At 63.1% G+C, this 21,228-nt stretch carries 20 protein-coding genes; 11 read left to right on the top strand and 9 right to left on the bottom strand.

The window, feature by feature from the left end:
- Positions 1-47: 47 nt before the first annotated feature.
- Positions 48-365 carry a co-chaperone GroES gene (locus UNPA324_RS16665; protein ID WP_141935170.1) on the bottom strand — a complete coding sequence of 106 codons (318 nt, stop codon included), beginning with the start codon at positions 363-365 and terminating at the stop codon, positions 48-50.
- Positions 366-1,142: 777 nt separating this feature from the next.
- Between UNPA324_RS16665 and UNPA324_RS16660 the strand changes: the two genes are divergently transcribed.
- Positions 1,143-2,420 (top strand): APC family permease, encoded by a 1,278-nt coding sequence (locus tag UNPA324_RS16660; RefSeq protein ID WP_128919069.1) that lies wholly within the window; start codon positions 1,143-1,145, stop codon positions 2,418-2,420.
- A 42-nt stretch (positions 2,421-2,462) separates the two neighbouring features.
- Here the strand turns inward: UNPA324_RS16660 and UNPA324_RS16655 are convergent, their stop codons facing one another.
- On the bottom strand, positions 2,463-3,524 hold the full coding sequence (locus UNPA324_RS16655; protein WP_181769417.1) for a DUF3182 family protein: 1,062 nt from the start codon (positions 3,522-3,524) through the stop codon (positions 2,463-2,465).
- A gap of 265 nt (positions 3,525-3,789) precedes the next feature.
- Here UNPA324_RS16655 and UNPA324_RS16650 point away from each other — a divergent pair, with 265 nt between their 5' ends.
- Together UNPA324_RS16650 and UNPA324_RS16645 are read left to right on the top strand one after the other, a co-directional pair.
- Complete coding sequence (locus tag UNPA324_RS16650; protein ID WP_128919071.1) at positions 3,790-4,383, top strand: ABC transporter ATP-binding protein; 594 nt, start codon at positions 3,790-3,792, stop codon at positions 4,381-4,383.
- Positions 4,380-5,180 carry an ABC transporter permease gene (locus UNPA324_RS16645; protein ID WP_141935168.1) on the top strand — a complete coding sequence of 267 codons (801 nt, stop codon included), beginning with the start codon at positions 4,380-4,382 and terminating at the stop codon, positions 5,178-5,180. Before UNPA324_RS16650 ends, UNPA324_RS16645 begins: the two co-directional genes overlap by 4 nt.
- Before the next feature lie 6 nt (positions 5,181-5,186).
- On the opposite strand, the gene UNPA324_RS16640 is transcribed toward UNPA324_RS16645, so the two are convergent.
- The 4 genes from UNPA324_RS16640 to UNPA324_RS16625 all read right to left on the bottom strand — a co-directional run bounded on the left by UNPA324_RS16640 (position 5,187) and on the right by UNPA324_RS16625 (position 8,181).
- Positions 5,187-6,251 (bottom strand): glutamate-cysteine ligase family protein, encoded by a 1,065-nt coding sequence (locus UNPA324_RS16640; RefSeq protein WP_141935167.1) that lies wholly within the window; start codon positions 6,249-6,251, stop codon positions 5,187-5,189.
- A 200-nt stretch (positions 6,252-6,451) separates the two neighbouring features.
- Positions 6,452-7,516 (bottom strand): glycoside hydrolase family 3 N-terminal domain-containing protein, encoded by a 1,065-nt coding sequence (locus UNPA324_RS16635; RefSeq protein ID WP_246667181.1) that lies wholly within the window; start codon positions 7,514-7,516, stop codon positions 6,452-6,454.
- A 59-nt stretch (positions 7,517-7,575) separates the two neighbouring features.
- Positions 7,576-7,845 (bottom strand): M12 family metallopeptidase, encoded by a 270-nt coding sequence (locus UNPA324_RS16630; protein ID WP_210246762.1) that lies wholly within the window; start codon positions 7,843-7,845, stop codon positions 7,576-7,578.
- Between the two features lie 135 nt (positions 7,846-7,980).
- A complete protein-coding gene (locus UNPA324_RS16625; protein ID WP_141935164.1) occupies positions 7,981-8,181 on the bottom strand; it encodes a hypothetical protein in 201 nt (66 codons plus the stop codon).
- 353 nt (positions 8,182-8,534) lie between these two features.
- Between UNPA324_RS16625 and UNPA324_RS16620 the strand changes: the two genes are divergently transcribed.
- The 5 genes from UNPA324_RS16620 (at position 8,535) to recQ (ending at position 15,705) form a co-directional block, all read left to right on the top strand.
- Positions 8,535-10,097: an amidase family protein gene (locus UNPA324_RS16620; RefSeq protein ID WP_141935163.1), complete on the top strand. Its 1,563-nt coding sequence runs from the start codon at positions 8,535-8,537 to the stop codon at positions 10,095-10,097.
- A gap of 256 nt (positions 10,098-10,353) precedes the next feature.
- Positions 10,354-11,655 (top strand): O-acetylhomoserine aminocarboxypropyltransferase/cysteine synthase family protein, encoded by a 1,302-nt coding sequence (locus UNPA324_RS16615; protein ID WP_141935162.1) that lies wholly within the window; start codon positions 10,354-10,356, stop codon positions 11,653-11,655.
- 13 nt (positions 11,656-11,668) lie between these two features.
- Entirely contained in the window at positions 11,669-12,697 is a 1,029-nt protein-coding gene (gene metA, locus UNPA324_RS16610) for a homoserine O-succinyltransferase MetA (protein ID WP_141935161.1), read from the top strand.
- 64 nt (positions 12,698-12,761) lie between these two features.
- Positions 12,762-13,505 (top strand): polysaccharide deacetylase family protein, encoded by a 744-nt coding sequence (locus tag UNPA324_RS16605; protein ID WP_141935160.1) that lies wholly within the window; start codon positions 12,762-12,764, stop codon positions 13,503-13,505.
- A 334-nt stretch (positions 13,506-13,839) separates the two neighbouring features.
- Complete coding sequence (gene recQ / locus UNPA324_RS16600; RefSeq protein WP_128919079.1) at positions 13,840-15,705, top strand: DNA helicase RecQ; 1,866 nt, start codon at positions 13,840-13,842, stop codon at positions 15,703-15,705.
- A gap of 224 nt (positions 15,706-15,929) precedes the next feature.
- Here the strand turns inward: recQ and UNPA324_RS16595 are convergent, their stop codons facing one another.
- Entirely contained in the window at positions 15,930-16,946 is a 1,017-nt protein-coding gene (locus tag UNPA324_RS16595; RefSeq protein WP_141935159.1) for a 1-aminocyclopropane-1-carboxylate deaminase, read from the bottom strand.
- A 158-nt stretch (positions 16,947-17,104) separates the two neighbouring features.
- Here UNPA324_RS16595 and UNPA324_RS16590 point away from each other — a divergent pair, with 158 nt between their 5' ends.
- Positions 17,105-17,569 (top strand): Lrp/AsnC family transcriptional regulator, encoded by a 465-nt coding sequence (locus tag UNPA324_RS16590; RefSeq protein ID WP_141935158.1) that lies wholly within the window; start codon positions 17,105-17,107, stop codon positions 17,567-17,569.
- A gap of 67 nt (positions 17,570-17,636) precedes the next feature.
- A complete protein-coding gene (locus tag UNPA324_RS16585; protein WP_181769666.1) occupies positions 17,637-18,806 on the top strand; it encodes a PLP-dependent cysteine synthase family protein in 1,170 nt (389 codons plus the stop codon).
- A gap of 84 nt (positions 18,807-18,890) precedes the next feature.
- On the opposite strand, the gene UNPA324_RS16580 is transcribed toward UNPA324_RS16585, so the two are convergent.
- Positions 18,891-19,763 carry a hypothetical protein gene (locus tag UNPA324_RS16580; RefSeq protein WP_141938896.1) on the bottom strand — a complete coding sequence of 291 codons (873 nt, stop codon included), beginning with the start codon at positions 19,761-19,763 and terminating at the stop codon, positions 18,891-18,893.
- Between the two features lie 213 nt (positions 19,764-19,976).
- Between UNPA324_RS16580 and UNPA324_RS16575 the strand changes: the two genes are divergently transcribed.
- Positions 19,977-20,222 (top strand): hypothetical protein, encoded by a 246-nt coding sequence (locus UNPA324_RS16575; RefSeq protein ID WP_128919083.1) that lies wholly within the window; start codon positions 19,977-19,979, stop codon positions 20,220-20,222.
- 6 nt (positions 20,223-20,228) lie between these two features.
- Here the strand turns inward: UNPA324_RS16575 and UNPA324_RS16570 are convergent, their stop codons facing one another.
- On the bottom strand, positions 20,229-21,164 hold the full coding sequence (locus tag UNPA324_RS16570) for an alpha/beta hydrolase (protein ID WP_141935156.1): 936 nt from the start codon (positions 21,162-21,164) through the stop codon (positions 20,229-20,231).
- Positions 21,165-21,228: the final 64 nt, after the last annotated feature.

Below are 21,228 nucleotides of genomic sequence, written 5' to 3'. Positions count from 1 at the left end.
TAGTCATCACCCTTGATGAGGCGCTCGACAGGCGCTTGAGCGACGGATTAGGCGGCCTTCTTATTCTTGGAAGACACGTCGGTGAGAACGCCCATGATGTCGCTCTCCTTCATGATCAACAGCTCCTGGATGCCGATCTTGATCTCGGTGCCCGACCACTTGCCGAACAACACGTGGTCACCGACCTTGACGTCGATCGGGATCAGCTTGCCGTTTTCGTCACGACCGCCGGGGCCAACGGCGATGACTTCACCCTGGGAGGGTTTTTCTTTGACCGTGTCGGGAATGATGATGCCACCGGCGGTCTTCTCTTCCGCGTCGATGCGCTTGACCACGACCCGGTCGTGAAGCGGACGGAATTTCATGCTCTCCTCCTATCTTCTAGTCGCTTTTTGAAATAGCAGTCGAAGGTAGCGAGTGCTGGCCGCTCCGAAAATAAGCCGGCTTGGTCGGCAAACAAGACAAAGCCGCGCAGGATTTCGAAAATCCGTCGCCCTCACCGGTCCGCGGAGCCCATTGAGGGGCCACCTAAAGGAGCCCCTGGAATCAAGTCTTGGCTGGTTGGAGGAAGCCGCTGGGGGAACTCTAGGCGGGCTTGTACCGCCTGCCCAGGTGTTGTTTGGCTTTGCCATCCAATGGCTAGCCGGGCAGGGTTGCGCGCGTCTGGATTAGCCTGTGCAGGTACAACGATGCCGCGTCCAACGGCAGTCTAGACCCGCGGCGGTACGCGGAGAGGCCGGGAAATCCCATCCCTCTCGCCTAGCGAGAGGATCTGAGCAGCAGCAGTCGAGCAAGTTTTTTTATAGATTCTCTCCCTCCGCCATTTGCACGATTTTGTACGCCAAACTACGATGTTCTGCGATTTTGCGCTCCTGATGGCAGCGGTCGGTGCTCGCTAGCGATTGTGCTGGCCGCGGAAGCTCCCGGCGATGTAGCGCCGCAACGGCAATGTTCCGGCGAGGAACTGACCAAGGGTTCGATTCGTTTTTTACATTCTGCATGAGAAGGTCCACTGACTTTCCTGGCAGGTAGTGAACGGCCGGAGCGTTAGCGCTATGCGACGCGCCTGGACATTAGAAGGATTGCGTTCGCGCTGCGCTGCATGAACTCCCGAAGCCGCGAGCCCGTCCGGACAAACTCGCATGGGCAAGAATGCACGACAACAGAGCTTAAGGCGCGAGCTTGGGCCGATCACGGCTACACTCTTCACAGCCGGGATGATGGTTGGCATCGGTATCTTTGCCACCATCGGTGCTGCCACCGCAGCCGCGGGGAGCGGCATCCTGATTGCCATACTCCTCGGCGGCAGTGTTGCCCTTGCGACCGGCATCAGCGCCGCACAATTGGGTGCGAACAATCCGACCGAAGGCGGCGCTTTCACATGGGCACGCGATGTCCACCAGCCTACGCTCGGCTTCATTGCGGGCTGCGGATATCTCGGCAAAAATCTGATCTCGGTCAGTGTCATCGCACTCGCCTTCGCCACTTACCTGGGGCAGGTCATTCCGGCGATTCCCGTTCACTTCGTCGCGGCGGCTGCGGTCGTGACTATCACCATTCTGAACCTGTTTGGGATCCAGCTGACCTCGCGGGTGCTCATCAGTCTCCTGCTGTTCGTCATCGCTGTGCTGTCGATATATGGAGCGTTCTCGCTGCACGGGATCGAGCAGGGTCACTTCGTTCCAGTCTTAGGGGCCAATGGACTGATGGGCATCGCCAGTGGCGCGGCTATCTTTTTTTGGACCTGGGACGGCTTTATGCGAATGGCCATCATGGCCGGGGAGGTCAAAGATCCGCGTCGCACTATTCCGATCGCCATCATTGGAGGTGTAGCAATCGCGGCGGTCATGTTTGTCGGTGCGGCCGCGATTACCCTCGGCGTGCTCGGGCCCGACGACGTCGGGGCGCAGGATACCCCGCTGCTCGCAGCGGCGCTAAAGGCAATCGGCCCGTGGGGCAAATGGGTCATCTTGGCAGGCGCGATCGCTGCCGCGCTTGCGGAGATCTTGGGCGATCTCCTGAGTGCTTCGCGCGTCGTGCTGCCGATGGCAGAGGCCCACGAGCTTCCCAGTTGGTTGGGAAAAATTCACCAGCGATCGCGGACGCCGCGTCATGCGGTCATCTGCCTTGGCGTGCTCAGCGCAAGCGCCGCCTTCATCTTTGATCTTCGGCCCCTCATCGAAGTCGGCGGCTCCTTTATGCTCGTGTGGTATTTCATCACGCATTTTGCTGCGTTGAATCTACCGGTTCGGAAGCGCCTCTATCCCTCGATCATCTCGTGGTACGGAATCGTGGGATGCATTGGCCTGACGATAGCAATGCCTCATTTCGCGGTCATCGCTGCGGTAGGAACCCTGGCTATATTAACGCTGGCCCGCCTTGTCCTGCATCGTATGCACCCGCGATGGCGGGCCGCGTGACGCGGCAGGTGCTAGAGGTACTTCCGGCATCGTTTGACAAGCTTACGCCACTTGGCACAGCGCCCGTATCGCCGTCGTGTATCTGACCAGTGGTCCCTCCTCCGGATCGTCACCGTGGAAATGGATGGCGGCGCCAACCGGGATTTTGCGCGGCTTTCCATATTCCTTGACGGACGCAGTCTCGACCACCTGTAGGCCCGGATCATTGGCGAAGGCAGTCAGAGCGGCGAGTTCCGCAGTGCTTGCGCCACCCGAACGCCAGGAGGCCTCGAACACGCCGGATCGCCACTGTCCGTGCTCGTCAATGCCTTGTCCGACGTCGTAGTTGCGGCGTGAGGCCAGGAAACCGGGAAATTTGGCAGCGTTGCGGTCGTATATTCGAGCTTGTTTCACGGCGAGCCTAGCTTCGGCTTCCATGGGAAGACCCTCAAGTGCTGACCAGCCGCCTCGAACACAAATGAGATGCGAGCCTCCGTAGACCGAGAGTCCGTGATTGTTCGTAACCGTACGCTGTGTGCCATGGTAGGCGATCGACCGATTTCCGATGGTGGTGGAGCCGACGCTTCGGGTCATGACGCGACGCAGGTTGGTCTCGAGCACCAGGCCATGAGAGGCGAGCTTCTCAGCGGGGAAATTCTCTAAATACGCTTCCAGTTCACCCAGGCTCCTGACAACGGCTTGCCCGTGACCGCCGTCGCCCAGCGGCTCCTTCAGGTGAACTGTCCCCAGCGTCAAGATTCGTTCGGCGGCCAATCTTGCATCGTCAGCGGAAAATGCCGTGAACCCCGGAAGAACCGCACTATGGACACCATCCGCGAATGCTGATGACCAGCCAGAGGGGCATGCCGCGTGCGTGGCAACCAGGCGATGCGTGATCGCTTTGGTCTTGACGAAGGGGTAGGGCACCACCGCGCCATAGAGCTGATGTGAAGAATGAATACCAAGATCCTGAGCTTCATCGCGCATCAGCGTGTCGCTGGGAACGAAGAAAAAATGACCGGCGACATGTGCTCTTGGATCAAATTCCCCTACAAAAGGGTGTTCAATTAGGCGCGCGATGCTCTTCGCGACCACGGATAGCGTGACCTTCTCGTGGGTGTACATGGGGGCGCTTAGTCCGGCGAAATGGACAGCGACCGCCTCCACAGCGTGCTGTTCACGCCGAATGCGGCGAGGCGCTGACGCCCCTGCAGGGTCAAATCTATGATGGGAAGTTAGACTGGGTCGGTCCATGAACAACCATCTCAACAAGTGAGCATTGGTCAGTGCTTGGACGGAACCCGTCTGACGGGGAGACTGGAAGTCCCCGTTTCAATAACCTAGGTAGGGAACCAGGTCATAGCAAGGCGCCTTCTAAGGTCATTTAACGATGCTCATCGTCGACACCCTGAAGCGCCTGCATGTCTCGGTTTCCTTCAAGTTGGCCGACGGAGAATGCATTGCGCTGCAAGGCCCGTCCGGGGTCGGCAAGAGCCTTCTGCTGCGCGCCATTGCCGATCTCGATCCGAATGAAGGCTCCATCCAGCTCGACGGCACGCCGAGAGAAGCCATGCCGGCTCCCGTTTGGCGAAAAGCGGTGACTTACGTCGCCGCTGAGCCAGGCTGGTGGGCGGACACGGTGCAGGAGCACTTCGTCGCCTGGGATGACGCGCTAAATCTCGCCGAAAGGCTGGGGCTGCCGCCCGATTGCGGGACCTGGCCGATCCGCCGGCTCTCGACCGGCGAAAAGCAGCGGCTCGGGCTCGTGCGTGCGCTCCTGTTGCAGTCGCGCGTGCTGTTGCTGGATGAACCCACTTCGGCACTCGACGCGGTGTCGACCGCGTCCGTCGAAGCCATTGTCGCCGAGCGTGTGTCGACCGGCACAAGTGTTCTGTGGAGCACCCACGATAGCGCCCAGGCGCGGCGCGTCGGATCGCGCTTGTTCATGATGTCCAGTGGTCGGGTCGAGGAGCATCTGCTTTGAGCTATATCCAGCTCGGCTACAACGACTTGATCCTGCCGGCACTCCTCGTGGTCATGAATGGCGCACTTTCCCTAGCGCTGCATCTCAGGCTCGAAGGGCAACTTGCTGTCGCGAGCGTGCGAATGGTCGTTCAGCTCGTGCTCGTCGGTTACGTGCTGACGTTTCTGTTCGCTGCTGTCTCGCCATTGTGGACTGCGCTCGCGGCGTTCATCATGGTCATGTTTGCATCGCGCGAGATCGTCGTTCGTCAGAAACGACGGTTACTGGGTCTTTGGACCTATGGCCTGGGTGCAGGGTGCACTTTGCTCGCTGCCGGTACAGTCACGATGTTTTCGCTCCTTACGCAGCTACGTCCCGACCCCTGGTATCATCCGCGCTACGCGCTGCCGCTATTGGGAATGATCCTCGGCAACACCATGACCGGGGTTAGCCTGGGCCTGGACGTGCTCGTCAATGGCGTGATGCGCGAACGGGCCGCGGTCGAGTCCTGCCTCGCGCTGGGAGGCACGCGCTATCAGGCGCTTCTCCCCGTGATCCGCGACGCGCTGCGAAGCGGCTTTATGCCGACCATCAACGGCATGGCGGCGATTGGCCTTGTTTCTCTCCCCGGGATGATGACCGGCCAGATCCTCGCGGGCGTCGAACCGGTCGACGCCGTCAAATATCAACTGCTGATCATGTTCCTGATTGCAGGCGGCACGGGCCTGGGAACGCTTGCGGCAGTCCTCGGAGGTGGACGTCTGCTCACCGACCACCGGCATCGGTTGCGCCTGGACCGGATCGCGAGCGAAAAATAGCAGAAATCACCGCAAGTCGAGCAGATCGCGCAGTACGCTGGGGATCGATTGTTCGCGCTCGTAGCGGTCAATGATGTCGTCCGCGGGGACGCGACCGGTCTCCAGCCGTACATGGAAGTGATCCAGCGCCTGGCAGTCGAAGTCCCAGGCGCCCAACGCATTCGGTGCCTTCGACAGGACTTCATGGGCGCGCTCGCGGGCACCTTCGGCACGAAGGCCGAACCGGGCAACCTGTCCCATGTCGTAGATCCGCGTTTGCTCGGTCGCGCGCCCGAGCAAGCTCTCATCGAGGATCAGCGCGAGCCACAGCAGAAAATAGCCGTGATAGTCGACGCGATATGGCGTCATTTCGAGCGGCTTGAATTCGAGACGAAGGTGTTCCTTGGGGTGGATGGAAATCGCCGGCGCAATGGTGCTGCGGTGATAGGTGCGCACAGACTTTCCAACGCCGCCGCGGATGCGCCAAAGGTCACCACGATAGAGCGGCGAGGCAACGGTGAGTGCGGTGAGGGCAGGGGCGTAATAGTTCACCTTGCCATGGAGTTCGTGCAAGTCCAGTCGTTCCGCCACATCAGATGGGACGCTGACGTTGATATCGGGCCCGTAGGTGGTCATCGCCTCCATCGCCCACTGCCAATGATCGTATCGTCGCTTGTTCTGCGGTCCCTCAAAATGGTCTTCGATCGGGTGAAAGGAGAGCGTTGCGGCGCGATATCCGCGTTCGGAAAGAGATCGTTGCATCCGCCCGTGCAGTGTGGCGAATGCGTCGACGCACGCCTCAATTGAGTTACATATCGGGGTGCGAATCTCTACGCCCTTCGGCAACAACGCCGTCGGCTTCAGGTCCGGGCCGGGGAGCTGATAGCCTTCGACAACGAAGGGCATTCTCTTGCGATGAAGCGGGATCAGATCCAGCCCCTCGTGATCGAAATCGCAGACATCGATTCCCTCCAGAATGAGGTTGAGTTCCTCAAACCGAAGCTCGGGATGCCATAAGGGTCGGCATGAGGCGGCATCGACCAGCAGAAATTCTGCTTCCAAGCCGAAACGGAAATCCGAACTGCGGCTCATGGTCGATGTATTCCAATCGTGAACGCCGGTAGCGGGCACAGGACGTCCTGTGCGTATTTCGATAACGGCGACCTCACGCCAGTCTCCCTGATTGTCTCGATCAACTGGCTGTGAAGGTTCTTTGGCCGACCTACATTGCTACGCACAACGACGCGTTCGACTTGTGCGCAAGGGGGATCAAACAACAAGGTGGGCACTGATCAAGGCCCGGGTGCGGATTCGTTCTTTTCGGCCGAGCCATCCAGCTCGCATCGGTGCCGATGTTCATCCCGGCAGGGAGGCAAGAGCACTCTGGAGTGTGGCCGCCGAAGGAGATGGCTTGGTCGGCGGCCGCATCCAGGTCGACCGCGCACGCGCTTGCCCGACGCCGCGATCACGGCCGCATCGAGGCCGCCCGAATCGACGCCATCGACGATGGACCGAGCGAGCCCGCGAGCGCGCTTGGTGTCGGTCCAGTGCGCGCAGATCATCAGCATGTCGTTTCCGGCCGCCATGAAGCGCGCGCCGGCGTCCGGCGTGTCCAGCCGTCCAGTCATCGCACGCATGCCGACGTCGTCAGGCACGATCACGCCGCCGAATTTCATCGCCTCACGCAGGAGTCCGGTCGTGATTGGGCGCGACAGCGTGACGGGATTCCTGGAGTCGAGCTGCCGGAACAGGACGTGCGACGTCATGATCATCTCGATGCCGCCATCGATCGCGGCGGCAAGCGGGAGCAGCTCGCGTGATTTCAGCTGGTCGAGATCGAGATCGACGACCGGCAATTCGTGGTGCGAATCGACCTGGGTGTCGCCGTGTCCCGGAAAATGCTTGCCGCAGGCCCGGACGCCCTGACGTTCCATGGCCTTGGTGAACGGAAGCATCGACTTGACCACGTCCTCGGCCGTACGGCCGAAGGCGCGCTCCCCGATCACCGGGTTGGCGGGATTGCTGTGAATGTCGAGCACCGGCGCGAAGTTCAGGTTGAAGCCGAGCGAGGCGAGCTCGGAGCCCATGGCCTCGCCGACCTGTTCCGCGGTACCGGCCCATCGCGCGGCATAGGAAAAGCGTGCCATCGGGGGCGGCGTGCGGCACACGCGGCCGCCTTCATGATCGATGGCGATGAATTGCTTCTCGCGCTGCGAGGCGTCGCGGATCGAGGCGATCAGATCTTTGTGGCTCAACAGCCATTCCCGGCAGGGAACGTCGTGACGAAAATTGCTCTTGTAGAGGATGACGCCGGCCGGCTGGAGATCGCTCAGCAGCGCACGATCGCGTTCGTCCAAAATGGTTCCAGGCCGAAGGCCGACGAAGAAATGGTCGCCAACCGTTGAAAGGAGGGGAATCATGCATCCGCCAACGCCGCCACATTGCCGCCTTGCGCCCGGTTTGCACATTCCCCGGGGGTATCAGGTCGATTCCGTTCGTGCGCAAACCCGAGCGCGTGTCCAAATTCATGAACGGCGGTGCTGGCCACGCACTTCTCGTACATGCTCGCGTCCTTGCAAGCAGTGCTCCAATTTTCGAAGGTGAAGTTTAGGACCATCCCTGCGGGCTTTTTATCAATTTGCGTTCCAAGCCCCTTTGCGTGAGGACCTTCGTCAGAAATCTTCATTCTGAGTCCGACACTTTCATCGGCGCAAGTTCGATTCCAACCGTCGAATATCAACGCTGAATTAGCTTGCCATGTCTGCGTTACGGCCATTTGGACCGCGTTCATCTGGGTGGCAGAAGTGGGCTGCGGATTTTCCTAACACACGTAAATAATCTTCGATTCAAGAGGCCCCCACGGCCATTTGGTGGCGTTGAGGATGTAGCCGAACTCGGACATGTCTCGGGCAACCGGAGCGAACTCGATGTTCTGGGCTCTGACGTCGCTCGACCCGCGAAACAAGATGAAGCTTGCCGCAAGCAAAGCGGTCATGCCTGAGTGCCAGCCGTTTTCGCGCATCTCGTCCTCCATAGTTGGCGTCGATTGCGGTCATCACTGAGTCAGGTCGTTAGCTCCTCGCGGCAGGGCGCGAAATTTGGTGCAAGTAATAGTTGTGCAGTCAGCTTATATGAGCCGTGGTGGAAGCACGTTGAGGAAGGGCAAGCCGACTACGGCCTCCTCTGTCTCGGACGATGAGCAGGGAGCGCTCGTAGAAGGTCTGGCGCGCCTTGTCCCGCGGAGTAGGGCGAAGCCGTGGGGCCTGCTGACGATCGGTCGCATCGATGCTCACGGCAATGCGCCATGCGGGAACGTACCTGTACAGGGCCGCATGTTGTCCGTAACCTCGCCGCGCGATTTAGGGAGATGCTGGCGTGGCTAAGAAGACGGCGATCAAAAAGAGAAGTGTCTTGAAGAGACCGGCGAAGGCTTCGAGCAAGGCTAGCTCCGGCCGCAAGGGGGCCGCCGCGAAGCCGGCCAGCAAAGCCGCCACCGGCAAATCGACGAAGCCGCGGCGCCCGTCTGGACCGGCCTGGCAATGGTCGGCGGTGGAGACCGCGGCCGCAATCCGCTCCGGCGCGATCTCCGCGGTCGAGACGGTCGAAGCGCATCTCGAGCGGATGCGCGCGGTCAATCCGAAGCTGAACGCCGTGGTCGTCGATCTCTCGGAGGGAGCGCTGAAGGCTGCGCACGGCGCGGACAAGCAGCGGGCCAAGGGTGGTGCGCTCGGCCTTCTGCACGGCGTGCCGATCACGATCAAGGAGAACGTCGACTACGAGGGCCGGCCGAATTTCAACGGCGTGCCCGCCAACAAGGGCCTGATCGCGCCGTCGGATGCGCCCGTGGTACGCAACCTGAAGAAGGCCGGCGCGATCGTCATTGGGCTCACCAACACGCCGGAATTCTCCTTTCGCGGCTTCACCGACAATCCCCTGCACGGGTTGACGCTCAATCCCTGGGACCCGGATATCACCTGCGGCGGCTCGTCGGGCGGTGCGGGTTCGGCGGTCGCCGCCGGCATCGGCACCATCGCCCACGGCAATGACATCGGCGGCTCGCTGCGCTGGCCTGCGCATTGCAACGGCGTTGCCACCATCAAGCCGACCCAAGGACGCATTCCCGCGTTCAACGCGAGCGCAGCGGCCGAGCGGCCGATGCTGGCGCATCTGATGTCGGCGCAGGGGCCGCTCGCGCGCCACGTCGCGGACGTTCGTCTTGCGCTCGAGGCGATGAGCCAGCGCGATCCGCGCGATCCCTGGTGGGTGCCGGCGCCGCTGGTCGGCGAGAAGCCGAAGAGGCCGATCAAGGTGGCGCTCGCCAAAATCCCCGACGATATGGACGTCGATCCGGCCGTCGCGGCGGCGCTGCGCCAGGCTGCGGACCATCTCGAACGTTCCGGCTACCGCGTCAGCGAGGTCGAGGTGCCCGACATCAACGGTGTCTGGCAGACCTGGTGCGACATCATCACCAACGAGACCGTGGTGATGCAGGAAGCCGGCATGCTGAAGGTTACCTCGGAGGATTTTCACAGGGCCTGGGGCGGCATGAAGGCCAAGGCCAACGTGCTTGATCTCAAGGGCTGGATGCAGGCGACTGCCGCGCGCAACGGCCACATTCGTGCCTGGCAATTGTTCTTCGAGGACTATCCGGTCGTGCTGGCGCCGACCACGGTGAAGCCGACGCCGGGCCCGCGCGAGGACACGGTCAGCGCCGAGCGCGTGCGCGAGATCTTCTGGGGCGAGATTCGTTTCATCTCCGCGATCAACGTGCTGGGCCTGCCCGGCGCGGTGGTGCCGGTGGCCCTCCATGACGGCAAGCCGATCGGCGTGCAGCTCATTGCCGGTCGCTATCGCGAGGATCTCGCGCTCGATGCCGCGGCCGCGATCGAGAAGCGCGCCGGCGTGCTCACGCATCGACTGTGGCAGAGGATGGGCTGAGACTGCGAGCGATCGCGGCGTCGGCGGTGCACCCTCGCTCCTTGCGGGGAGAGGGTGTCTTCGCTGCGCAGTGATTGATCGATCCAATTTAACTCGAATTTTAGCTAATTCGCCAACAACCGTTAGGGTTACTTCCTCGATCTCTAAGCGAATTATTGTACGCTTTACCACCCGCCTCTAACAGAGGGACGGCGGACAACGCACATGCCTCATTCTAGGCCAATAAGTGCGGACCGCTCCACGCGGAGGTGGCACGATGCGCAACGAGACGATCGCTATTCACGCCGGCTACGAGCCCGAAGCGACCACGCACGCGGTCGCGGTGCCGATCTACCAGACCGCGGCCTACGCCTTCGACAGCGCCGATCATGGCGCGGCGCTCTTCAATCTCGAAGCCGAGGGCTTTCGCTATAGCCGCATCGCCAATCCGACCAGCGCGGTGCTGGAGAAGCGCATTGCCCAGCTTGAAGGCGGCGTCGGCGCGCTCGCGGTCGCGACCGGCCAGGCGGCCTTGCATTTTGCCTTCGTCAACGTCGCCGATCACGGCGGCAACATCGTTTCCGTGCCGCAGCTCTACGGCACCACGCACACGCTGCTCTCGCACATCCTGCCCCGGCAGGGCATCATCGGCCGCTTCGCCGAGAGCGACAGGCCTGACGCGATCGAGAAGCTGATCGACGAGAACACCCGTGCCGTGTTCGCCGAGACCATCGGCAATCCCGCCGGCAATGTCTGCGACATCGAGGCGCTGGCCAGGATCGCGCATGCGCATGGCGTGCCGCTGATCGTCGACAACACGGTCGCAACCCCGATCCTGCTCAAGCCGTTCGACTATGGCGCGGACATCGCCGTGCATTCGCTGACCAAGTTCCTGGGCGGTCACGGCACCACGCTCGGCGGTGCCATCGTCGATTCCGGAAACTTCCCCTGGGCCAAGTATGCCGATCGTTTCCCGGCCTACAACAAGCCCGACGCCTCCTATCACGGCCTCGTCTATGCCGAACGGTTCGGCCGCACCGCCTATATCGAGCGCGCGCGCAGCGTCTATCAGCGCACCATGGGCTCGGTGCTGTCGCCGTTCAACGCCTTCCTGCTGCTGCAGGGCGTCGAGACCGTGGCGCTGCGGATGGAGCGCCATGTCGAGAACGCCCGCAAGGTCGCCGAATTCCTTCGCCAGGATTCGCGCGTTGCCTGGGTCAATTACACCGGCTTTCCCGACAGTCCCTATTATCCGCTGGTGCAGAAATATCTCGATGGCAACGCCTCCTCGCTGTTCACCTTCGGTATCAAGGGCGGCATGGAGGCCGGCAAGACCTTCTATGATGCGCTGAAGCTGATCACGCGCCTCGTCAATATCGGCGATGCCAAGTCGCTGGCCTGCCATCCGGCCTCGACCACCCACCGCCAGATGTCGGCGGAGCAGCAGCGCCTTGCCGGCGTGCTGCCGGAGACCATCCGGCTCTCGATCGGTATCGAGCACGTCTCCGACATCATCGAGGACATCGACCAGGCGCTGGAGAAGGCCTGCCGCTCGGCGCGCCTCGAGGCCGCGGAGTAGGGCCGGGCCGCCAATGACTATCTTGATCGACAGGGATCAAGTCATCTCGGGCCCGGGATTGGTGCCGAGCGAGCGCGATCTCGCGCGAGATCTCACGATCGGGCTCGTCAACAACATGCCGGATCCGGCGCTGAAGGCGACCGAGCGGCAGTTCATGAAGCTGCTCCAGGCCGCAGCAGGCCCGTGCCGCATCCGCTTCCACTGCTTCTCGCTTCCCAGCGTGAAGCGTTCGCCGGAAGCGAAGTGGCATGTGGAGAGCGAGTATTCCGACCTGTCCGACCTCAAGCGCCAGAAATTCGACGGGCTGATCGTAACAGGCGCAGAACCCGTCGCGCCCGAACTCGACCAGGAGCCGTACTGGCGCGACCTCACCGGGCTCATCGACTGGGCCAAGGCCAACACGCGCTCGACGATCTGGTCGTGCCTTGCCGCGCACGCGGCGGTGCTGCACCTCGACGGCATCGCGCGGCGACCGCTGCCGGCCAAATGCCACGGCATCTTCGATTGCGACGTGGTGACGAGCGATCCGCTGACGAGTGCAGCGCCGGCGCCGTTGAAGGTCTCGCATTCGCGGCTGAACGAGATCGTGGAGAGCGACCTGGTGCAGGCCGGTTATCAGGTGCTGACACGCTCGGAAGAGGCCGGTGTCGACGTTTTCGTCCGCCAATATGCCAGCCGCTTCGTGTTCTTCCAGGGCCACCCGGAATACGACGCGCTGTCGCTCCAGCGCGAATATCTGCGCGATATCGGCCGCTATCTCGCGCGGGAGCGCGAGACTTATCCGCGTCCGCCCGTGAGCTATTTTGACGCAGCGACGGAAGAGAAATTGCTCCGCTTCGAGAAGAAGGCGGTGCACCAACGCCATCCGGCGCTCACCAACGAGCTGCCTGGGCTGAATTTGCGCGCTGATATCGGCGCCGGCAGTGCGGCGGCAGCGCTCTTTCGCAATTGGCTGCAATATCTCAGCGTGGAAGCCGATGCGTCGGTCCCAGCGTGCCAGCCAAAGGATATTGGTCCCGCGTTAGGATTACCCAAGCGTTAGGCTTGCCTCAACCGGCGCGCGAATGTTTCAGTACAGAAGTACGCAAATCACGGGAAACGCAGTCGTGTGGTCGGCACTCCAGGGACGCGTGAGCAATCGGCTGGCCCGGCATTTCCGCGCCGCGCCGCACCGGCTGCCTGCGCACGCGCCGATCGTGAGCTTCACCTTCGACGACGCCCCCGCCAGCGCCGCAGGTGAGGGTGCCGAGCTTCTAGAGAAGCATGGCGGCCGGGGCACGTTCTATCTCGCCGGCAGCCTGATCGATCGGCCGTCGGACCACTGGCATGGCTTGTCGGATGACGCGATCGTCCGGCTTCACCGCGCCGGCCACGAGATTGCCTGCCATACCTTCTCGCACCAGAGCTCGGCCAATCTCGACGAGGCCGCCATGGCGCGCGAGATCGAGCGGAACCGCTGCTGTTTTCGTGCGATCGATTCTTCGATCGCGCTGCAGAATTTCGCCTATCCCTATGGGATTGCCTCGGTCTGGCGCAAGCCGCAGCTCGCCAAGGCCTTCCGTTCGGCGCGCGGCATCCTGCCCGGCGTCAATAGCGGCGTCATCGACCTCCAGTTCCTGCGCGCTTCGCCCTTGGTCGATCGTGAGATCGATAGAGCAGGCGTCGATCGCTATTTCGACGAGGCCGTCGCGAGCGGCGGCTGGCTCATCTTCTATGGCCATGACGTTGCGAACGCGCCCAGTCCCTATGGCTGCACGCCGGACTTGATGCGTCACGCGCTGGAGGCCGCCGGAAAGCGCAGCATGCCGATCGTGACGGTCGCAGAGGCCTTGCGGAGGATTGGGGCGTAGCTCTTCACCTCTCCCGGCTCGCGTCATGGTGATCGCACGTCGGATCGATTTCCCCTGTGGCCATCCTTCGAGACGCCCGCCGTTGGCGGGCCCTCAGGATGAGGATCGAGTGCGCGGCTGTGATCTTCAACGAGTACCGATGCTGCTTAGCCTCATCCTGAGGAGACCGCGAAGCGGTCGTCTCGAAGGACGAGGCGTGCCCTCAGGTCGTGCAAATTGCCATATGCGTTTCCCCCTGCCGCGGGTGGGGAGAGGGAGAAGATGGACTTGCCACGCCCGCGCCAGCATGCGACTGGCCTTGAGACGAATCTCACGGCCTGGTTCCATCCCGCTCATGAATGCCCCCTCCACCGCCCCGCTGCCTGCGCCGGCCGACGGCCGCGATGCGCTGTCGGTGCTGCACTCGGTGTTTGGTCTGCCGGGTTTTCGCGGCGCGCAGGGCGAGATCATCCGCCACGTCACGGGCGGCGGCAATTGCCTGGTGCTGATGCCGACCGGCGGCGGCAAGTCGCTGTGCTATCAACTTCCCTCATTGCTGCGCGAAGGCTGCGGCATCGTGGTGTCGCCGCTGATCGCGTTGATGCGCGATCAGGTCGCCGGACTGATCGAGGCCGGCGTCAACGCTGCCGCGCTGAACTCGTCGCTGACGCCGCAGGAAGCATCCGATATCGAGCGCCGCCTGCTCGCGGGCGATCTCGATCTGCTCTATGTCGCGCCGGAACGCCTGGTCACGCCGCGCTGCCTGTCGCTGCTGGCGCAGGCGAAGGTGGCGCTGTTCGCGATTGACGAGGCGCATTGCGTCTCGCAATGGGGCCATGACTTCCGCCCCGAATATGTCGGCCTCTCCATCATCGCCGAGCGCTTTCCCGAGGTGCCGCGCATCGCGCTGACCGCGACCGCCGACGAGCTGACGCGCAAGGAGATCGTTGCGCGGCTGCAGCTCGCGGATGCGCCGCAATTCGTCTCGAGTTTCGACCGGCCCAACATCCGCTACGAGATCGTCGACAAGCGCAATGCGGTATCGCAGCTGAAGGAGTTCATCCGGGAGCGGCATGCGGGCGATGCCGGCGTGGTCTATTGCCTGTCCCGCAACCGTGTCGAGGAGGTCGCCGCCGCGCTTCAAGACGCCGGCATTGCGGCGCTGCCCTACCATGCCGGGCTCGACGGCAGCGTGCGCTCGCGCAACCAGGATCGCTTTCTCAACGAGGACGGCATCGTCATCGTCGCGACCGTCGCGTTCGGCATGGGCATCGACAAGCCCGATGTGCGCTTCGTCGCCCATCTCGACCTGCCCAAGAGCATCGAGGCTTATTATCAGGAGACGGGCCGCGCCGGCCGCGATGGCGAGCCGTCTGCGGCCTGGATGGCCTATGGGCTCTCGGACATCGTGCAGCAGCGTCGCATGATCGACGAGTCCAGCGCCTCCGACGAATTCAAGCGGGTCTCGATCGGCAAGCTCGATGCGCTGGTTGGCCTTGCCGAAACGCCGCACTGCCGGCGCCGGCGGCTGCTCGCCTATTTCGGCGAGATCGTGATGGGCGAGACCTGCGGCAATTGCGACAATTGCCTGACGCCTCCGAAGATGCGCGACGGCAAGGTGCTGGCGCAGAAGCTGTTGTCCTGCGTCTATCGCACCGGACAGCGTTTTGGCGCGATGCACCTGATCGACGTGCTGGTTGGACGGCTGACCGAGAAGGTGACGCAGTTCGGCCACGACAAATTGTCTGTGTTCGGCATCGGCCGCGAGCTCAACGAAAAGCAGTGGCGCACCGTGCTGCGGCAGCTGGTGGCGATGGGCCATTTGCAGAGCGACAGCGAAGCCTATGGTGCGCTGAAGCTGACGGAGACGGCGCGCGGCGTGCTGCGCGGCGAGACGGACGTGTGGCTGCGCGAGGAAGCGCCCGGCACGCGCATTCGCGCAAGCCGCGGCAAATCCCTCCGCGGCGACCTCGCGCCGGCCGCCGGCGCCCCGCAAGGCGATGTCGATCCCGAACTGCGCGCGCGGCTGCGCTCGTGGCGCTCGGAGATCGCGCGCGAGCGCGGCGTGCCGGCCTATGTGGTACTGCACGATGCCACCATCGACGGCATCGTCCGGGCCTGGCCGACGACGCTCGACGAACTTCGCAACGTGCCCGGCATCGGCGACAAGAAGCTTGAGCATTACGGCGACGAGCTGCTGCAGATCGTCAGGACGCGGTAGGGGCTGGGGGTGCTGCTGCGCCTACCTCTCTCAACACGTCATCCCGGACAAGCACGCCCAAAGCGCGCGCAGATCCGGGATCCATAACCACAGGACGAAGTTGCTGCGTCACGCCGGCAACCACGAGTCTTCGCAAAACTATCGCTGCGGCGTATGGGTCCCGGATCTGCGCTGACGCTTGTCCGGGAAGACACCGATGTGTCAGGCGAGAGCTATGTCCTCACTCACCCATTCCTGAATGCATACGCGTAGCCGTTGAGAGCGGGCGCGCCGCCGAGATGGGCGTAGAGGATCTTTGCGTCCTTCTCGAAATAGCCCTTCTTCGCAAGGTCGATCAGGCCCTGCATCGACTTGCCCTCGTAGACGGGGTCGGTGATCATGCCTTCGAGGCGCGCGCTGAGGCGGATGGCCTCCTTGGTCTCTTCCGACGGCACGCCATAGGCGGGATAGGCGTAGTCCTCGATCAGCACGACGTCGTCGGCGACGAGCTCCTTGCCGAGCTCGACGAGTTCAGCCGTGTTCTGCGCGATCTCGAGCACCTGCGCTTTCGTCTGCGCCGGCGTGAAGGAGGCGTCGATACCGATCACTTTTCGGGCGCGGCCATCGGCGGCGAAGCCGACCAGCATGCCTGCATGGGTGGAGCCGGTCACCGTGCAGACGATGATGTAGTCGAACTTGAAGCCGAGCTCGGCTTCCTGCTTGCGCACCTCCTCGGCGAAGCCGACATAGCCGAGGCCGCCATATTTGTGCACCGAGGCGCCGGCGGGAATGGCGTAAGGCTTGCCGCCCGCGGCCTTCACTTCCTCGATCGCCTGCTCCCAGCTCTTGCGGATGCCGATGTCGAAACCGTCGTCGACCAGGCGCACGTCGGCGCCCATGATGCGCGAGAGCATGATGTTGCCGACGCGGTCATAGACCGCGTCCTCGTGCGGCACCCAGGCTTCCTGCACCAGGCGGCACTTCATGCCGATCTTGGCCGCGACGGCGGCGATCATACGGGTGTGGTTCGACTGCACGCCGCCGATCGAGACCAGCGTGTCGGCGTTGGAGGCGATCGCATCGGGGATGATGTATTCGAGCTTGCGCAGCTTGTTGCCGCCATAGGCGAGGCCGGAATTGCAGTCCTCGCGCTTGGCATAGACCTCGACATTGCCGCCGAGATGTTTCGACAGCCGCTCCAGCTTCTCGATGGGCGTCGGGCCGAAGGTCAGCGGATAGCGCGGAAATTTGTCGAGCTTCATGGGTCATCCCGATTGGTGTTGGTGCCGGCAGCTGCCTAGCATCATGCGAAAGAAATGTGCTCTCGAATGTTGCCCGAATATTGCGCCGTATCTTGCACTAATGGCGTGAGAGGCTGATAATTCTTCCATAATAGTAGCTTGGAATGAAAGTTTCTTTCATGACGTCTCGTCTCGACCGGATCGACCTTAAAATATTGAGATTGCTGCAGAATAACGGCCGGCTCAGCAATGCCGAGCTGGCTGAAACCGTTGCAATCAGCCCCGCCACCTGCCATCGCCGGACCCAGCGCTTGTTCGAGGACGGGTTCATCGCCGCCGTTCGCGCCATGGTGGCGCCGAAGAAAGTAGCGAAGGGCACGCTGGTGATGGTCGGCGTCGTGCTCGACCGCTCGACACCGGAGAGCTTTGCCACCTTCGAGCAGGCGATCGCCAGGCTGAAATTCGTGCTCGATTGCCACCTCGTCGCCGGCGATTTCGACTATTTCCTGAAGATCCGCGTCGGCGACATGGAGGATTTCAACCGCATCCACGGCGAGCAACTCATCGCGCTGCCCGGCGTGCGCCAGACCCGCACCTTCTTCGTGATGAAGGAGGTCATCGACAACGCACCGCTGGAATTTTGAGCGCGGTACACCAAGCGCCCTCGTGCTAGATGGACGTCAGTTTTCAAGGAATCGCCGGATCATGCCGATGGAGCCGCTTCCCTTCCGCCACTCCAATCCGGCCGGGCCGGCCTATCGGCGCGGCTGGGTCAACGAGGCCGTGGCCGCCATCGAGGCCGACCAGTGCCGAACCGCCGACACGCATCTGATCCGGCTGATCGTGCCGGCGCTGTCAGGCATCGACATCTATCTGAAGGATGAATCCACCCATCCGACCGGCAGCCTGAAGCATCGCCTCGCGCGCTCGTTGTTCCTCTACGCGCTCTGCAACGGCCAGATTGCCGAAGGCACACCCGTCATCGAAGCGTCATCGGGATCGACGGCGGTCTCGGAAGCCTATTTCGCAGAGATGATCGGCGTGCCCTTCTATGCCGTGATGCCGCGCACGACCTCGGCGGAGAAGATCGCCGCGATCGAGCATTATGGCGGCAATTGCCACCTGATCGACGATGGCCGCGCGCTCTATGCGGAAGCGGCCGCGCTCGCCGCTCGCCTGAACGGCCATTACATGGATCAGTTCACGTTCGCTGAGCGCGCCACCGATTGGCGCGGCAACAACAACATCGCCGAATCGATCTTCAGCCAATTGCAGGGCGAGCCGCGCCCGCTGCCGGACTGGATCGTGATGGGCGCGGGCACCGGCGGCACCTCGGCCACCATCGGACGATATTTGCGCTATCGCCAGTATCCGACCCGGCTGTGCGTCGCCGATGTCGAGCATTCCGCCTTCTTCGATTGTTTCCGCTCGCAGGACCGCTCCCATGTTTGCGACCACCCGTCGCTGATCGAGGGTGTCGGCCGGCCGCGTTGCGAGCCCTCTTTCGTGCCAGGTGTGGTCGACCGCATGATGAAGATCCCGGATGCGGCCACGATCGCGGCGATGAACGTGTTGTCGCGGCGGCTGCGTCGTCCGGTGGGCGGATCCACCGGCACCAATTTTCTGGCGCTGTGCCGGCTCGCCTCGGAGATGCGCCAGGCGAACGCGATGGGATCGCTGGTGACGCTGATCTGCGATTCCGGCGAGCGCTACCGGCAGACCTATTATGAGCCCGAGTGGCTGAAGGCGCGCGGCCTCGATCCGGCGCCGTTCGAGGCCATCTTGTCGTCGTTCCTTGCGACGGGCGAGCCGCTGACGCTCGCCATCGACGACGTCGCAAATCCCAAAGGCGCGTTCGACGCGCGGGTGCCGCCGCAATAGCTGCGTCCTTCGATCAATCCGCCGACCTGCTTGCCGGTGACGATCTGCGCGCTCATCACGCGTTTGCGGATGCGATCGGCTACCTCAATTGCGCACGGCGTAGAGCGGCGTTCGCACCGTCACCTGATAGGACGGCTTCGGCGTCCAGGCGATCTGTGCGGTGATGCCGAACAGGCGGTTGTCGTTGTCGTCCATGCGATCGAGGTCGAGCCGCAGGATCGGCTGCGTGAAGGACTCGGCCAGCGTCCGGCCCGCCAGCTGCGCCCCGCCGAACGACTGCACGCCGAGGCGCCCGGTGAACTTCCAGTTGCTCGGCCATTGGTAATAGCCGCCGGCATAGAGGATCGTGTTCGACCGGATGCTGGCGAACGGGCTGGCGATGGCGGTGTAGGTATGTTGCAAGCCGGCCAGCCAGCCCCGCGTCTCGTCCTCGTCGAGCGCGTAGTCGAATTCCAGGATGTCGTTGAGCGAATTCGTCATGCCCTGATCGTTCGGCACCGATTGCGTCAGGGTCGATTGCAACGTGATGGTCGGGATCGCGCCGCCATCCTGCCGGTGGAGGTCGGCCTGCACGCCAATATTCCAGCTCGTGATGTCGAACGTCGACCAGCCGCCGCCAATGTCGGTCGTCGTGCCCGTTACGCCGCCATAGAGCGAGACGCGGTCGTTGACGTCGACGGTCAGCGGCAAGTCGACGGCAATCGATTTCGCGGCGGGCAGACCGTTCGACGGCGTTGCGCCTCTGCGCACCGCCAGGGCTTCGAGCGCGGCCGACAGCGACGTCGTGCCGAAACCGAGCCCGAGCGCTCCCGCCGGAACCGACGCATAGGTCGTGCGCAGATCGAGATAGAGGTTCGGGGCCGCAGGCTTCGCCGGTGTGTCCTCCTCATCGTCGGCGGAGAAAGCGGCGCTGGCCGAAATCGTCAGGCAGGTCAGTCCCATCGCGACAGCGCGCAAGGTCGGACGATGCGATGTGCTGTGGGGGGACACGTGACAATCCGACGCGTGGGCCGTGGTGGGCGAAATCGGGTGCTAGATGGAACGTGACCGCTACCGCGGTCAAGCGCTATCCGCAAACCATGGACTGCTTCGAGATGCACGGCTACCTTGTCGTGACTGAACCGACACGCTCGCCGGCCGGAGCAGGCCGGACAATGGAGGACGACAGCCATGACCACGTCACGCCGCATCCTGCTCGCCGGAATGGCAGGGCTCGCCGTCGCTCCGACCGCGGTAGCCGCCGCACCAGCGCCAGTGCGCGATGACACGACGGTTGCCGAAGAACGCTTTGCGCGCATGATTGCCGCCGCGCATGCGCCAGACGTCACCTGCGCCGGCCAGGCCGAACGCTATGCGGACGCACATTGGCCTGACTATGTGATGGCAGCCAGGGCCGTGCTCGACGCGCGCGTGTGATTCGCTCTACTTCTCCACCGCTCGCCGCACCTGTTCGCCGATCTGCGACAGCACGAGCTGCGCCTGCGGCAGGATCGCACCCATGGCGTGGAAATTGTGAACCATGCCGTCGTGGCAGACATGCTCGACGGCGACGCCTGCGGCGAGCAGCTTGCGGGCATAAGCGTTGCCTTCATCGCGCATCGGATCGTACTCAGCTGTGTGGATGATCGCGGTCGGCAGACCGGTGAGCCGTGTGGCGCGCAGAGGAGACACGCGGGGGTCGGCCGTGTCGACGCCGTCAGGCAGATAGTCGGAGAGATCGGCCTCGATCGTGACGCGATCGATCAGATGACCCTCGGCAAAGGCCTCCCGTGAAGGCGAGGTTTCCTCGAAGTCCAGCACCGGGCAGATCAGGCATTGCGCGGCGATGGCGAGCCCGGCGGCCTGCGCCGCCTCCTGGCATACGATCGCAGCGAGCGTTGCACCGGCGGAATCGCCGCCGACCACGAGGCGGTCCGCATCGATGCCGAGCGAGGCGGCCTCGCGCGCAACCCATTCGGTGGCGGCGATGGCGTCGTCGACGGCGGCCGGAAATCTGTGCTCCGGCGCGAGCCGGTAGTCGACCGAGATCAGGCGGCAACCAGTGGCATGCGCCAGCGCCGCCGCGATGCGATCATGCGTGGCGATGCCGCCGGCGACGAGGCCGCCGCCATGAAAGAACACGAAGCCCGGTGCAAGCTCATCGTCATTTGCAGGCGTGTAGAGGCGATAGGGCACCTCGCCGGCACGGCCGGGCAGCATGCCGTCGCGCGTCGTCACATCCGGCGCATCCGCGCGCGCGAACTGCATCAGCTTGGCCAGCGATTGCCGCCGCGCCTCTACGCTCGGCCGGCCTCTCGCCTGCGGCGCAGCCGCGGCCATCATGGTCAACAAGCGCTTTGCGAGTGGATCGAGCGGCATGGCAAACTCCCTATCATTTGCCCTCATTATAGCCTGTTTGGCCTGTTTTACCCTCCGGGGGAGG

Origin of the sequence: Bradyrhizobium sp. UNPA324, from assembly GCF_006658635.1 — a bacterium.
Taxonomy (GTDB): domain Bacteria; phylum Pseudomonadota; class Alphaproteobacteria; order Rhizobiales; family Xanthobacteraceae; genus Bradyrhizobium; species Bradyrhizobium nanningense.
The sequence above is the reverse complement of the archived record's forward strand: the minus strand, read 5'-3'. Positions and strand labels throughout refer to the sequence as shown.

Excerpts from the sequence above, each read along its gene's own strand:
- UNPA324_RS16595 (WP_141935159.1), bottom strand. The coding sequence starts at position 16,946 with ATGAAGCTCGACAAATTTCCGCGCTATCCGCTGACCTTCGGCCCGACG.
- UNPA324_RS16625 (WP_141935164.1), bottom strand. The coding sequence starts at position 8,181 with ATGCGCGAAAACGGCTGGCACTCAGGCATGACCGCTTTGCTTGCGGCA.
- UNPA324_RS16570 (WP_141935156.1), bottom strand. The coding sequence starts at position 21,164 with ATGCCGCTCGATCCACTCGCAAAGCGCTTGTTGACCATGATGGCCGCG.
- UNPA324_RS16575 (WP_128919083.1), top strand. The coding sequence starts at position 19,977 with ATGACCACGTCACGCCGCATCCTGCTCGCCGGAATGGCAGGGCTCGCC.
- recQ (WP_128919079.1), top strand. The coding sequence starts at position 13,840 with ATGAATGCCCCCTCCACCGCCCCGCTGCCTGCGCCGGCCGACGGCCGC.
- UNPA324_RS16615 (WP_141935162.1), top strand. The coding sequence starts at position 10,354 with ATGCGCAACGAGACGATCGCTATTCACGCCGGCTACGAGCCCGAAGCG.
- UNPA324_RS16630 (WP_210246762.1), bottom strand. The coding sequence starts at position 7,845 with ATGAAGATTTCTGACGAAGGTCCTCACGCAAAGGGGCTTGGAACGCAA.
- UNPA324_RS16590 (WP_141935158.1), top strand. The coding sequence starts at position 17,105 with ATGACGTCTCGTCTCGACCGGATCGACCTTAAAATATTGAGATTGCTG.
- UNPA324_RS16655 (WP_181769417.1), bottom strand. The coding sequence starts at position 3,524 with ATGTACACCCACGAGAAGGTCACGCTATCCGTGGTCGCGAAGAGCATC.
- UNPA324_RS16660 (WP_128919069.1), top strand. The coding sequence starts at position 1,143 with ATGGGCAAGAATGCACGACAACAGAGCTTAAGGCGCGAGCTTGGGCCG.
- UNPA324_RS16665 (WP_141935170.1), bottom strand. The coding sequence starts at position 365 with ATGAAATTCCGTCCGCTTCACGACCGGGTCGTGGTCAAGCGCATCGAC.
- metA (WP_141935161.1), top strand. The coding sequence starts at position 11,669 with ATGACTATCTTGATCGACAGGGATCAAGTCATCTCGGGCCCGGGATTG.
- UNPA324_RS16585 (WP_181769666.1), top strand. The coding sequence starts at position 17,637 with ATGGAGCCGCTTCCCTTCCGCCACTCCAATCCGGCCGGGCCGGCCTAT.
- UNPA324_RS16640 (WP_141935167.1), bottom strand. The coding sequence starts at position 6,251 with ATGAGCCGCAGTTCGGATTTCCGTTTCGGCTTGGAAGCAGAATTTCTG.
- UNPA324_RS16650 (WP_128919071.1), top strand. The coding sequence starts at position 3,790 with ATGCTCATCGTCGACACCCTGAAGCGCCTGCATGTCTCGGTTTCCTTC.